We start from the raw sequence: 14381 nt of genomic DNA on the forward strand, positions 1-14381 counted from the left end.
CATGTGCAATCATTTTAAATACATAACAAAAAATAAAAACGGCTTTTTGGTTTATTGTTCAAAATCTGAAACATATCAATTAGCCTATAAAAATTTGAATTTTAATCTTTCAGATTATGAATTAAATGGTTTAGTTGCGTATTTAAAAACTATTGATTGTGATTATTGGGAAAAAGAATATAGAAATTCTATTTATCAAAAAAAAATACCTATTCCAACCTTGCAATCTAATTTCATGATTCTATTAGAAAAACATGAAGTTTATGAATTAATTGGTTTACTGGATATAAAAAATGTAAATGAAGAATTCATCACGTTTGAAGACATTAATTACCCAATAAATTTAAACTAAAAAAAGCGAGATTTAAAATCTCGCTTTTTTATAATTATGCCTTTACGTTATTGTTCGGGTGCAATTTCTATTTCTAAACCCTCTAAATCTGCTGTAAGATGAATTTGACAACCCAAACGACTATTCTCTTTAACATGATAAGCTTCTGAAAGCATAGCTTCTTCATCGTCATTACGTTCCGTTTTTAAAACATCATTTAAAACATAACATTGACAAGAAGCACACATAGCCATTCCTCCACAAATACCAATTGTTCCTTCTTCAGCCAATTCATAAGAACGAATAAGTTCCATAACATTCATATTCATATCCGTTGGTGCGAGAACTTCATGTTTTACACCATTTCTATCGGTAATTTTTATAGTAATATCGGTCATTAATCAATTGATTTAACTACAGCTTTTTCAGCTTCTTTACGAGTTCCATCAAAACCATCAACTCCAGAGACTGTTGTGTATTTTAAAACATATCTTTTTCCAGGATTCAATTTATTGTAAACACTTTGGCACATTAAAGTAGCTTCATGAAAACCACAAAGAATTAACTTCAATTTCCCTGGATAAATATTTACATCACCAATGGCATAAATACCATCTATATTTGTTTGATAATCTAGCGCATTGTTTACTTTGATTGCGTTTTTTTCGATTTCTAATCCCCAATTAGCAATTGGTCCTAATTTTGGTGTTAAACCAAATAAAGGAATAAAATAATCACACTCTATATTCATGCGAGCACCATTAATTTCTATGTCTAATGATTCTATACGTTCGCTTCCTTTAAATCCAACAACCTCAGCAGGAGTTATTAATTTAATTTTTTCTTCTGTTTTCAATTCTTGCACTTTCTCAACCGAATCTAAAGCTCCTCTAAATTCATTTCTTCTATGAACTAAAGTAACAGAATTAGCTACATTAGATAAAAAGATACTCCAATCTAAAGCAGAATCTCCACCACCAGCAATTACAATATTTTTTCCACGATATTTTTCAGGATCTTTTACAAAATAATCAACACCTCGATCTGCTTTCTCGTAAAATTCAATATCTTTTAAGAGTGGTTTTCTAGGTTCAAAAGTTCCTAAACCACCAGCAATCGCAATTGCTTTTGCTTTATGCTGAGTTCCTTCATTTGTAATAACAATAAAAGTTCCATCTTCTAGTTTTTCAATAGTATTAGCCGTTTCTCCTAAAGTAAAACCAGGTTCAAATTGCTTTATTTGCTCCATCAAGTTATTTACTAAATCACCTGCTAATACTTCTGGGTAACCAGGAATGTCAAAAATTGGTTTTTTGGGATATAATTCCGCTAATTGTCCACCAGGTTGTGGCAATGCATCAATAATATGACATTTTAATTTTAATAGGCCTGCTTCAAAAACAGTAAAAAGTCCAGTAGGACCTGCTCCTATTATAAGTATATCTGTTTCAATCATTTTTTAAAAAATCAGTAGTACAAAGGAATTGTAAATAAAAATCAAATTATATGATTTTTATCAGGTTTTACTCTTTGCAATTAGGCAATATTTTCTACAGTTTCTATTTGTGGGACATATTTTTTAATTGTTGTCTCAACACCTGCTTTCATAGTACTTATACTCAAACTACAACTTGTACAAGCTCCTTCTAAACGAACTTTAACATGCTTGTCATCGATAACTTCGACTAATGAAATATCACCTCCATCTGAATTTAAAAATGGACGAATCTCGTTTAAAGCCTTTTCAATATTTAGTACAATTTCTTCTTTATTCATTTTTATTTTCCTTTAACAGCAGAACAACCTGCCATTGTAGTTATTTTTATTGCTTCTGTAGCTGGTAAATTATCGTTTCTATTTACCGTTTCTTGAACTACATTTCTAGCTAAATCTTCAAATGCTTTTTCTAATGGAGATGCTGTTTGTAATGCAGCTGGACGACCATAATCGCCTGCTTCTCTAATACTCTGTACTAAAGGAATTTCTCCTAAAAATGGCACATTTAAATCTTCTGCTAAATTTCTTGCCCCTTCTTTACCAAAGATATAATATTTATTATTAGGCAATTCTTCAGGAGTAAAATAAGACATATTCTCAATAATTCCTAGAACAGGTACATTGATACTTTCATTGGCAAACATAGAAACTCCTTTTTTAGCATCTGCCAAAGCTACTGCTTGTGGTGTACTTACAACTACAGCACCTGTTATAGGTAATGATTGCATAATGGATAAATGAATATCTCCAGTTCCTGGTGGTAAATCGATTAACATAAAATCAATTTCTCCCCAATTTGCATCAAAGATCATTTGATTCAAAGCTTTAGAAGCCATTGGTCCTCTCCAAATAACGGCTTGGTCTGGTTTTGTAAAAAATCCAATAGAAAGAATTTCTACGCCATAACTTTGAACGGGTTGCATTTTTGATTTTCCATCAATTACGACGGAAATTGGTTTTGCATTTTCAACATCAAACATGATTGGCATAGAAGGTCCATAAACATCAGCATCTAGAACACCTACTTTGAAACCCATATTTACTAAAGTTACTGCTAAATTTGCAGTAATAGTTGATTTACCAACTCCTCCTTTTCCTGAAGAAACAGCAATAATATTACTTATTCCTGGAATAGCTTTTCCTTTAATTTCATTAGGCTTATCTTGTTTTTGAGGTGCTTCAACTTTAATATTAACTTTTATTTTTGCTTTTTCATATACTTTATCATGAATCACTTTCATGATATCTACTTCAGCTCTTTTTTTGATATGTAAAGCTGGTGTAGTCAAAAGAACATCTACAACTACTTCGTCTCCAAAAGTTATTACATTCTGAATAGCTCCACTCTCAACCATATTTTTTCCTTCACCTGCAACTGTTATGGTTTCAAGTGCTTTAAGAATTTCTTTTCTATCTAATTTCATCTCATTACGAGTTTATTAATTTTGGTATTCAATGCAACGCTTATAAAATATCTTTTTTTAATATATTAATTAATGGTCGTTACATTTGAATTTCTTTATTTTCCAAATCCTTATTAAGACTGAATTTGAATTGCAAAGATAGTCAGAAGTTTAAAAGTGTGAAAGCATTAAAGTTTAAAGTTTTCTTATAATTAAATAGTTTGAATTTATACCTGTAAAATTATAACTGATTCTGCTGTATAAGTTTAATTTTAACAATGGCATATTGAAGTTGAAGTTTATTTTTTAAAAGGTTATATTCTGATTGCAACAATTGGTTTTTAACAGATGATAAAACAACTGCATCCATCTTTCCTGCTTCATATTTTGATTGAGAAGTCTTATAGGTTTTTTGTGAGAGCAAATTAATGGCTACTAATTGTTCTTCTAATTGCCCTAATTGTTCTTTCTTTTCTTGTTCAATTGCAATTTGCTGGTTAATTTTTATTTTTTCTTGCTCAATAAATAACTTTGATTTTTCACTTTCAAATTTTAATGCTTTTACATTTTTTGAGTTACGAAATCCATTAAAAATAGGTATATTTAAAGCTAAACCTACTTGTTGATTTTTGTTGTCTGAAAATTGCTCCTTAAAACCATCAACAACTATATCTGGCTGATTTAAAGGCTTGTAATAAAATGTTGAGTAATTATAAAATGCATTTAACGTAGGTAAGTTATTTCCTCTTACTTGCTTAGTTCTTTTCAAATTTTGTTTGTATTTTAATTCTGCTAGCTTAAGATTTGGATTAGAGGCTTCGTTTATAGTTTCTTTTTCATGTGCATTTAGATAAAATAATAATTCAATATTGTTTTCATTAATGTTCTCTATATTTAAAAGTTGGAATAATTGTTTTTTTTGTATTTGAAGTAATTGTTTCGTTTCTAAAATGTTTTTTTCTTCTAAAGCGACACTTAATTGCATGTCATACAAATCGCTCTTTGGTTTACTTCCAAGACTATCTTCTTTTTGAATTCTTTCTAAATTTTGTAAAGCATTTGTAAATTGTTCTTCTTGTATTTTTAATAATTCTTGACTGTATAGCACAGTAAAATAGCTTTCTGAAATTTGAAGTTGGTATTCATTTTCCAAAACTTCTTTTTCAACTTTTGCTTGTTCAATATTTAATTTTGTAAGTTGTGAAGTTGCAATAGCATTAAAATCTAGCAAATTCATTCGAGCACTTAAAAAAAAATTATCATATTGAATATTAGAACTAACTCTTCCATTAGTTGAAGGATCAATGGTTGAACCAAAATTATAACTTTGATTGGCATCAAAACTAACTTTTGGTAATATATTATTTACAATAGTGTTATGACTCTTTTGTGTTCTTTTCACTTCAATTTGCCTAATTTTTATCTCCAAACTATTTTGCAAACCCATTTCAATGCATCTTTCTAATGTCCAAAAATCATCTTGAGCATTTGAAAAGAAAGTTACGAAGTATAAAGTAATTATATAAATATATGTCTTATTCATATTTTAAATATTTTAGAACATCTACTCTAGTAGCTTGATATGCTTTTGACAATACCACTAATAAGGTTAGTATCATTAGCACAATAAACCCAATTAAAAAAGGAATCCATGAAATTGTAATTCTGAAAGCAAAGTTTTCTAACCATTTATTCAATAAATAATAAGCTGGAAATAAGGCAATAAAAAAACCAATCACACAAAAAACCACATATTGTTTTGAAAGCTCTTTAAGCAATATACTTGTTTCTGCTCCTAATGTTTTTCTTATCGCTATTTCTTTCATTCTTCTTTGAATTGAATAGGTTGCTAATGCAAACAATCCAAAAAGTGCAATTAGTATAACGATGAAATTTAATAAGGTAAATAAATTTCTTTGTTTTACATAAGTAGCATAAGTTCTAGCATATTGTTTATCTACAAAATCATAAGTAAAAGGATATTCTGTATCTACATTTTTGACCCAGAATTTTTGAATATCTGAAATTGTTTGTTCTAAATCATCTGTTTTTACTTTTACATGAATTTTGTTAGCATTTTGCAACATCCAATCAATAGTTTTAAAGTGAAAAAACACCATAGGTGGAATTTCCGCTTGTGGACCATAGAGATGAAAATCTTTCACAACTCCTATAATTTTTAGTTTATGCTCATTCCATTCTATTTCTTTACCAATTGGATTTTTTTCACCCATCATTTTTTGAGTAGTTTCATTAATCAACATAGAATTAATAGTATCAGAAGCATGTTTTTCAGATAAATATCTTCCTTCTTTAATTTTTATTTGCATCATTTCTAACATCCCAAAATCAACACCCATATTTTTTCCTTGTATGACTGCTCCATCTTTATATGTAAAAGAAGAAGAAGAGCCATTTGTAGAACCAAAAGTAAAAGCTCCTGTAGCAACATGTTCTACTCCTTTAATTTTTAAAATCTCATTTTTAATCATATTATAACGACTAAAAACTTTTTCCTTATAGCCATCTTCCTTCCAGTTATATACATTACGATAATCTATTGAAAGTACTTGTTCTCCTTTAAAACCCAATTCTTTTTTGCCGATATAGTCTATTTGCTGAAATACGATATAAGAACCTATGATAAAAAAAGTAGCTATTGAAAATTGTAAAATTAGCATTGCATTTCGCAGCCAAACTCCACTTTTATTTCTTCCAAAATTACCTTTAAGCACTTTCAATGTTTCAAAATTTGAAACATAAACAGCAGGAAAAATACCCGCAAAAATGATTGTTATAACAAAAATTAAAATCAATTGAAAATAGAATTGACTTCCAAAAATGATTAATTTTTTACCTAAAAACTCATTATAATAAGGCAATGAAAGTTCAACAATAACTAGTGAAAGTAATATTGAAAATAACACCATAATTATCGTTTCAAATAAAAATTGTTTTATAATATTTCCTTTTGAAGCTCCAACAATTTTTCGAACACCCACTTCTTTTGCTCTATTAATTGCATTTGCAGTAGCTAAATTGACATAGTTTACTATAGATAACACTAAAATTAAAATTGACAACCCTAACATGATTAGTAAGAATTGGTAATTTCCTTTGCCTTCTGCAAAACCACTAACAATTGCATGTAATCTTGCTGTTTTTAGTGGTTCTAAAATCATTTTTAATGAATCTTTCCCGTTTTTTTTCTCATACTCTTCTATAGTAATTCCTTCATGCTTTGCATTCCTAACAACTCTGTTTTCATACATTAAATGCTCCATTTTAGCAATTACTTTTTCCTTATCATTTGGGTTTTTCAGTTTTAATAATAAGCCATAACTAAAATTACCCCAATTGTCTTTGTCACCTTCCATTCTTGCATTAATCAAACTAGTTACAACTTCTGGAGCCATTGATGATTTTCCAGGAATATTATAAACACCTCTTACAATTAATTTTCTTCCAGAATAGGTAACTTCTTTCCCTAAAACATTAATAGTTCCAAAAAGCCTTACTGCAGCTTCCTCAGAAAAAACTATACTTGTATTGTCTTTTAAAGCTGTCTTTGGATTTCCTTTCAAGAAAGTAAATGGAAACATTTTAAAAAACGTTTTTTGAGCATCTGTTATCTTAAAAATTTCCTTTTTCCCTTTATATTGAATTATTTCATCATAATACCAATTATCCAAATAACAATAAGCTTCAAGTTCAGGGAAATCAGTTTTAAAATAGCTTTCAAGAGGAGCAATATTACTTGCCCAATATTCATCTGGTCCAACTTTACTTATCGATTGAAAAACCTTTTCTTTTTCAGGATTCCAATCATTATAACTTTGCTCGTCATTCCAATATAAAGTAGCAAATATTAACCCTGCAATTCCTATACTTAATCCTAAAACGTTAAGAAAAGTAAATAATTTATTATTTTTTATATGATAGATAAAAAGATTGATCCAATTTTTTAACATGACTATTCGTTTTTTGATTGATGATTATTTTTTTGTTACTGAGCCAGAGGAACTCTCTTCTTTTGAAATTTGTAAAGGGTTTCCGTAATAATCTACAGTAGCACTTGATGTAGCCTTTACCGTTAACGATTTAGAAACTGTGAGGATAACATTCGCAGATGAACTGGCTCTTATTATTGCCGTTTCAACATTAAAATCTTTTAAATTACAAGATGAAGAACTACTTGCTTGTATAACTATTCTTGTTGCTTTTCCTGATAAAATCACATCACTAGAACTACTAGATTCTAAATCAATGGAAGTTGCATTTATTTTTCCAGAAAACTCACCACTAGAGGAAGCATCAATAAATAAGTTTAAGCAATTAAAATTTCCTGAAATACTGCCAGATGAACTAATTTCTATATTTAAATTTGTACTGGAATTAGTATTTTTAATTGTAACATCTGCTGAAGAATTGGCTTTTATTTCTTTCAAATTTGGTCCAGAAACGATAATTTTTAGAACCTTAAAATTAACACCATTATTCCAGCCTCTTTTTTTAAGCTTTTTGTTTGTATTTTTTTCGCTATCTGTATTAACATATAGTTTCAAGGTTTCTCCTTCTACTTCTGTTTTAACATATTGTAATTTCTCTCGACTATCTGTTTCTATTTGTATGCTTTTACTATCTGAAATCGTATATAAAACAGTTATTCCTGTTGAAACATTTAACTTTGAAAAATTAGCTACTTCTCTATTTTCTGAAACTTGAGCTAATGAAATTATACTGATTAAAAATGCTGCTAGAGTTACAATTATCTTTATCATGATTTTAATTTTAGGCGATTAATACGTCTACATTTTTACTATTATTTTTTTCTGAAAGAATCATTCCGTCTTTCATAAAAATGGTTTTTTGAGAAAAAGAAGCATCATAATCGGAATGAGTTACCATTAAAATGGTGGCACCTTGTGCATGCAAATCGGTTAAAAGTTCCATTACTTCGTTTCCGTTTTTAGAATCTAAATTACCTGTTGGTTCATCGGCTAGAATTATTTTTGGATCATTAATTAAAGCTCTTGCTACAGCTACACGTTGCTGTTGACCTCCAGAAAGTTGTTGGGGATAATGTTTTAACCTATGCGAAATACCTAAACGTTCTGCTATTGTTTCTACTTTTTTCTTTCTTTCTGAAGCTGAAACATTATTATAAATTAATGGTAATTCTATATTATCATAAACCGATAATTCATCAATAAGATTAAAATTTTGAAATACAAAACCAATATTTAGCTTTCTAACTTTAGACTTTTCTTGTTCTTTTAAACCTATCATTTCTTGGCTTAATAATTGATAACTTCCGCTTGATGCACTATCTAAAAGACCTACAATATTTAATAATGTTGATTTTCCACTTCCTGAAGGTCCCATGATAGTTACAAATTCTCCTTGATTGATTGTGATTGAAACCTCGTTTAATGCTTTTGTTTCTACTTCTTCTGTTTGAAATACTTTTGTGAGATTTTTAATTTGTATCATATTTTAATAATTAGTTGTTAGTGAGTAGTATATATCTTATTCTTCAATATTTAAAATTTCTACTTCTTTATAATCTTTATAGGTTGATGTAATGACTTTCTCTCCTGTTTTTAATCCTTCAATTACTTCATAATATAAAGGATTTTCTCTTCCTATTTTTATATTTCTTCTTTCTGCTTTGTTTCCGTTTACAACAAAAATCCATTTCCCTGCTGTATCTTGATAAAAACTCCCTTTTGATAATAAAGTTGTTTTTGTTTTTTCAGATAAGTTAATTCGAACACCAAAAGATAATCCTTGGTTTAATTCTAAATTTTCATTTTTAACAAAGTTAATTTCTACTTTAAAGCGTCCATTTTTTACTTCAGGAATTACTTTAGCAATTTGTACATCAACAATTTGCTCATTAAAATCTATTGCTCCTTTTTGGTTAACAGCAACTCTATCCAAATAAAATTCATCAACATCTGCAACTAATTTATATCCTTGCATTACATCTATAGTTCCAATGCTGTTCCCTTGTGTAAAAGTCTTTCCTAAAATAGGTTCAAATGAAGATAATCGCCCTGAAAGTGGTGCTGTTATTAAAAAGTTATTTTTATTTTTTCTCAAAATAGATAAACTTTGATTCATAATTCCAATAGACTGATTTAATTGACCTATTTGAATTTCATTAGCTTGCTTTTCTTTAGTAACACTTTGTTTTATAATATTCATGCGTTCTTTTTGAAAACGATAATTCTCTTGTGTTACTTTCCATTCATTTTTAGAAATTATTTCTTGTTCAAAGAGTTTTTGATTTAAATTATATAAGTTTTCAGCATCTAAATAATCATGTTCAATGGCAATTAAATCTTTAGCCAAGTTTAACTCCTGATTTCTTAAATCTAATTTTGCTTTGTTTAGATTATTAATTTGCTCAATTATAGCGGTTTCTTGTTGCATGTATGTTAATTCTGTATTTGGGTTATACAAACGAACTAATGGTTGTCCTTTTGTAACCATATCTCCATTTTCAACATAAATTTCTTGAACCGCTCCTCCTTCAATAACATTAACTAACATAGAATGTAAAGGAGTTACTTTAGCTTGAAACAAGATGAAGTCTTCGAAATAATCATTTTCAATTGTTTTAATAACTATTTCAGATTTTTTTACATTAAATGTTCTCTTTTTAGTAACTGAACTAAATACAAAATAACCAAAAAGTAAAATTATTGGAATTACTAGAAGTAGCTTCTTTTTTTTATTATTTTTACGATTAATGATGGTATCCATTATTTTATTTTTAATAGAGTAATAGGAATTTCGTGCCATTATTTTAAAATAAGTAAATTTCTGTTTTTCAATAGATTAAATATTAAAACAAATAACAACTGTCCGATTTTGAACACCTTTTGTACGAAACTGAACAATACATGAAAAAAACACAAGCTAATATTTTAGTAATCGATGACCAAGAAGACATTCTTTTCTCTGTAAAAATGTTGTTAAAAAAACATTTTGAAAACATTCACACTCTAAATAATCCTAAAAATGTAATACAACTTTTAGCAAACAATACCATTGATGTGGTTTTATTAGACATGAATTACCGAATTGGTTTTGAAGATGGTAAAGAAGGTTTGTATTTTTTAAAAGAGATAAAAAAATTAGCCCCAAAAACAGTAGTTATTTTAATGACAGCTTTTGGAAAAGTTGAAACAGCGGTTGAAGGATTAAAATCGGGTGCTTTTGATTATATTTTAAAGCCTTGGGATAATGATAAGTTACTAGATACAATAAAAAAAGCAGTAGAAGAATCTAGAAAATTTAAAAAGAAAATCAGTCAAAATGATACTGTTGTTAATTATTTCACTGGAACTTCACCTATTATCAAAAAAGCATATGAATTAGCCGATAAAGTTGCTAAAACCAATGCAAATGTTCTAATTTTAGGCGAAAACGGAACTGGTAAATTTGTTTTAGCACATCATATTCATTTAGTTTCAGACCGAAAAACAAATCCATTTATACACGTTGATTTAGGCTCGCTAAACGAAAATATTTTTGAAAGTGAACTCTTTGGTTATGCCAAAGGTGCTTTTACTGATGCCAAAATAGATACTCCAGGACGATTTGAATTGGCTCAAAATGGAACTATCTTTTTAGATGAAATTGGCAATGTTCCCATTCACCTTCAATCAAAATTACTCCAAGTTATTCAAACAAAAACAGTCACAAGGTTAGGAGAATCAAAACCTAGACCTTTAGATGTTCGGATTATAACCGCAACTAATTTAGACTTAAAGCAAGAAGTTTTAGAAAAAAACTTTCGTGAAGATTTGTTTTATCGCATCAATACTATGGAAATTGTATTGCCTCCATTACGAGAACGTTTCGTAGATAAGATTCCATTGGCAAACTTTCTATTAAATAAAATGAAAATGAAATATGAAAAAGAAGAAGTTGTCTTTGATGAAAAAGCATTGGAACAAATAGAGAAACATGCTTGGAACGGAAACATTCGTGAAATGGAAAATCGAATTGAAAGAGCCATTATTCTTTGTGAAAACAATACCATAAAAATGGCAGATTTAGATTTAGAAATTATTACTACTCATGAAGAAAATTATGATGAGTTACAACTTTCAGATGTTGAAAAGATTGCGATAGAAAAAGTATTGATAAAGAACGAATACAACATTAGCAAATCTGCGGAAGAATTAGGCTTATCTAGAGCTTCATTATATCGAAGAATTGAAAAATACAATATTACAACACCATAAACATGTTGGGTGCATTTAAAATATACAATCAATTATTCATACGATTAGCTTTTATTCTAATTGGATTTGGTATTTCTGCTTATTTATTTCAAAAAAATTTATTTTACACTTCGATTTTTATTGGATTATTAGGCTTTTTATTACTATTAGAACTTTATACTTACTTGAAAAATGCTTTTCAATTTTATGACAAAACCATTCAAGCCATATTACAAAATGATTTTTCATCTGATTTTTCCAAACATAAATCGTTTTCAAACTATAAAAACCTTTTTAAATTGTATGAAACCTTAAAAAGTAAGCAAAATGAGCAAGTTTCCAAAGACATTGTTTATCGTTCAATTTTAAATAATATTGAAACTGGTATTTTGATTTTACAAAAAGAAAAGGAAGAATGGAATATTTTTTTAATGAATGATTATTTTTCTAAGTATTTTAAAGCACCTAAAATAAGTAAATGGCATTATTTAAAAAACCATTTACCAAAACTTTGTAAAATCATTGAAGAGCAAAATTTTAGTGAAATAAAAACTTCATTACAAATTAGGGTGAATCAACAAGACACTCAAACTTTTGTAATGCAATCTTCACGTACAAAAACATACAACCAAGAGTATTATGTAGTTTTATTAGATTCTATTCAAAAAGTTGTAGAGAAAAAAGAGAAAGAAGCTTGGATTAATTTAATGAAAGTTATTTCACATGAATTATTAAATTCCTTAACGCCTATTCGTTCGCTTTCGCAAAATCTAAAAGAATTGGTTGAGCAAGAAACACTTTCTACAGAAGATTTAGACGACATGAAACAAAGTGTTCAAACCATGCTTAATCGTAGTAATCATTTACAACAGTTTGTAGAAAGTTATCGAAAACTAGCCATGTTACCAACACCCAAAAAAGAAAAAATTGAGTTGAATGAAGTTATAAATAATGGTTTAGAAATTATGCAACCGTTATTTAAAAAAGAAACTATTTCAGTAACTAACGCTATTGACTTTAAACATTGGCTACTAGTAGATAAATTACAAATAGAACAAGTACTTATTAATTTATTGACTAATAGTATTTATGCACTTGCTGATAAAACTAATAAACAAATTCTAATTACAGCAGAAACCAAAGAAAAAAGACTTTTTATTTCCATTACTGATACTGGAAATGGTGTAGAACCAGAAATTGAAGACAAGATTTTTATGCCTTTTTTCACTACTCGAAAAGAAGGGGCAGGAATAGGGTTAACTTTATCTAAGAATATTATTGAAGCACATGGTGGCTATTTAACCTATCAAAACAAAGATAATAAAACTACTTTTTTAATTTGTTTGATGAAGTAATTAAAAACTATTCGACATATCTGTTTTCCATTTATTCCATTCTTCTAAAAAGTAATTCAGAATAACAGGATTATCGATGGTATTAATCTTGGTATCTACTATTTGAATGTCTTTTGGAAAAATAAAAGCATTTTTAAATTCTATCTCATTGAGATACTTTAAATTTTTGGGTAATTTTTGATGTGTCAAATTATCCAAGTCCTTATTAGAAGCCATCGTATAACCCCAATCGCCAAAAGAGGGAATATAAGTATGGTAAGTTTCAACATGATTAAACACTTCGCTTATAGTATTCTTGATACAACTAAAAGCAACATTTGAAAAATAAATTTCTCCAGATTGCGTCACAAAAATACCATCTTCTTTTAAATTTTTTTCTACCAACATGAAGAATTGTTTGCTATATAACCTAGCAATTGCATCATTGGAAGGATCTGGTAAATCAGAAATAATTACATCATATTGTTTCATATTTTCTTTTAGATAGGTAAAAGCATCATCAACTATAAGATTTACTTTACTATTTTTTGAAGCACTTTGATTAATATCTAAAAGCAATCTATTGGTTTTAGCCAAGTGAAAGATAGTGCTATCAATATCTACAACATCTATCATAGTAATCGATTCGTATTTAAGCACTTCTCTACTAGCTAAATTTTCTCCACCACCTAGTATTAAAATCGTTTTAGGATTTTTATGTATTGTTAAAGGAACATGAACTAATAATTCATGATATCTATATTCATCTTTAGAACTAAATTGAATAGCTCTATTTAAATACAAACGAACATCATCATTTTCATTATTTTGTGTTAATACAATTTTTTGATAAGGCGTTTGTATGTTTTCAACAATAGGACTTTTATAAATTTTTTCATCCCAAATTTTTAGCAAATTACCTGTATAAAATGCTAAACAAGAGAGTAATAAAAGTGCAAAAAAACCAAAATACAAGACAAAATTTTGCTTCTTGGTTAATTTATAGTTCAGCCAAAGTCCTAAAAGTATATTAATAATTCCAAAAAGTAATGACGAATAAAAGAGACCTATGAAAGGTAACAATATAAACGGAAACAATAAAGTAGCAATTAAACCACCTATGTAATCTAAGGATAAAACATTTGATAAATTATCTTTATAATCTAAACTTTCGTTGCCAAAAGTAAGCAATGGGACTTCCATTCCTGTTAGTAAACCAATACTAAACATAATGACCAAACATAATATTTGTAAAGCTAAAGGACTTACTGTAACAAACAAAAAATATAATAATGGAACGGAAATACCGCCTAATAAACCTAATAAAAACTCTACTTTTATAAAAAAATCGATGGGTTTGTCTTTAAAAAATTTTGACAAATAAGCTCCTATTCCCATTGAGAAAAGATAAACACCAATTAAAACAGAAAATTGTTTAATTCCGTCGCCTAAAAAGTACGTAGCTGTAGCACTTATTAATAATTCATAAACAATGGAGCATAAACCTGCAATAAATACAGAAAATGATAGAATATTTATTTTGAAATTCAAAATTATTAATTTAAGTTTGATTAAA

13 protein-coding genes are annotated in these 14381 nt (G+C 28.2%); 3 read left to right on the plus strand and 10 right to left on the minus strand.

Annotation, left to right across the window (positions count from 1 at the left end; genetic code table 11):
- The first annotated feature begins 1 nt into the window (after position 1).
- Positions 2 to 352, plus strand: a complete 351-nt coding sequence (locus ACULEV_RS15165; RefSeq protein ID WP_445455885.1) for a DUF6686 family protein — start codon at positions 2 to 4, stop codon at positions 350 to 352.
- 47 nt (positions 353 to 399) lie between these two features.
- Here the strand turns inward: ACULEV_RS15165 and ACULEV_RS15170 are convergent, their stop codons facing one another.
- From ACULEV_RS15170 to ACULEV_RS15210, 9 genes are all read right to left on the minus strand, one after another.
- On the minus strand, positions 400 to 729 hold the full coding sequence (locus ACULEV_RS15170) for a ferredoxin (protein WP_445455886.1): 330 nt from the start codon (positions 727 to 729) through the stop codon (positions 400 to 402).
- On the minus strand, positions 729 to 1787 hold the full coding sequence (locus ACULEV_RS15175; RefSeq protein ID WP_445455887.1) for an NAD(P)/FAD-dependent oxidoreductase: 1059 nt from the start codon (positions 1785 to 1787) through the stop codon (positions 729 to 731). The genes ACULEV_RS15170 and ACULEV_RS15175 overlap by 1 nt, the downstream gene beginning before the upstream one ends.
- Positions 1788 to 1867: 80 nt before the next feature.
- Positions 1868 to 2107 (minus strand): NifU family protein, encoded by a 240-nt coding sequence (locus ACULEV_RS15180; RefSeq protein WP_140963363.1) that lies wholly within the window; start codon positions 2105 to 2107, stop codon positions 1868 to 1870.
- Positions 2108 to 2109: 2 nt separating this feature from the next.
- The gene (locus tag ACULEV_RS15185) at positions 2110 to 3252 is read right to left on the minus strand and encodes an Mrp/NBP35 family ATP-binding protein (RefSeq protein ID WP_445455888.1); all 1143 of its coding nucleotides are present in this window, start codon (positions 3250 to 3252) and stop codon (positions 2110 to 2112) included.
- A gap of 220 nt (positions 3253 to 3472) precedes the next feature.
- A complete protein-coding gene (locus ACULEV_RS15190) occupies positions 3473 to 4774 on the minus strand; it encodes a TolC family protein (RefSeq protein WP_445455889.1) in 1302 nt (433 codons plus the stop codon).
- On the minus strand, positions 4767 to 7202 hold the full coding sequence (locus ACULEV_RS15195) for an ABC transporter permease (protein ID WP_445455890.1): 2436 nt from the start codon (positions 7200 to 7202) through the stop codon (positions 4767 to 4769). Before ACULEV_RS15195 ends, ACULEV_RS15190 begins: the two co-directional genes overlap by 8 nt.
- 24 nt (positions 7203 to 7226) lie before the next feature.
- A complete protein-coding gene (locus ACULEV_RS15200; protein WP_445455891.1) occupies positions 7227 to 8012 on the minus strand; it encodes a head GIN domain-containing protein in 786 nt (261 codons plus the stop codon).
- Between the two features lie 10 nt (positions 8013 to 8022).
- Positions 8023 to 8724 carry an ABC transporter ATP-binding protein gene (locus tag ACULEV_RS15205; RefSeq protein ID WP_445455892.1) on the minus strand — a complete coding sequence of 234 codons (702 nt, stop codon included), beginning with the start codon at positions 8722 to 8724 and terminating at the stop codon, positions 8023 to 8025.
- 36 nt (positions 8725 to 8760) lie between these two features.
- Complete coding sequence (locus ACULEV_RS15210) at positions 8761 to 10002, minus strand: efflux RND transporter periplasmic adaptor subunit (protein WP_445455893.1); 1242 nt, start codon at positions 10000 to 10002, stop codon at positions 8761 to 8763.
- Between the two features lie 140 nt (positions 10003 to 10142).
- Here ACULEV_RS15210 and ACULEV_RS15215 point away from each other — a divergent pair, with 140 nt between their 5' ends.
- Both ACULEV_RS15215 and ACULEV_RS15220 read left to right on the plus strand, forming a co-directional pair.
- The gene (locus tag ACULEV_RS15215) at positions 10143 to 11492 is read left to right on the plus strand and encodes a sigma-54-dependent transcriptional regulator (RefSeq protein WP_445455894.1); all 1350 of its coding nucleotides are present in this window, start codon (positions 10143 to 10145) and stop codon (positions 11490 to 11492) included.
- A 2-nt stretch (positions 11493 to 11494) separates the two neighbouring features.
- Positions 11495 to 12826 (plus strand): sensor histidine kinase, encoded by a 1332-nt coding sequence (locus tag ACULEV_RS15220; protein ID WP_445455895.1) that lies wholly within the window; start codon positions 11495 to 11497, stop codon positions 12824 to 12826.
- Here the strand turns inward: ACULEV_RS15220 and ACULEV_RS15225 are convergent, their stop codons facing one another.
- Positions 12827 to 14356 (minus strand): polyamine aminopropyltransferase, encoded by a 1530-nt coding sequence (locus tag ACULEV_RS15225; protein WP_445455896.1) that lies wholly within the window; start codon positions 14354 to 14356, stop codon positions 12827 to 12829.
- Between the last annotated feature and the right edge of the window lie 25 nt (positions 14357 to 14381).

The sequence above is a fragment of the Flavobacterium sp. HNIBRBA15423 genome (assembly GCF_052655965.1).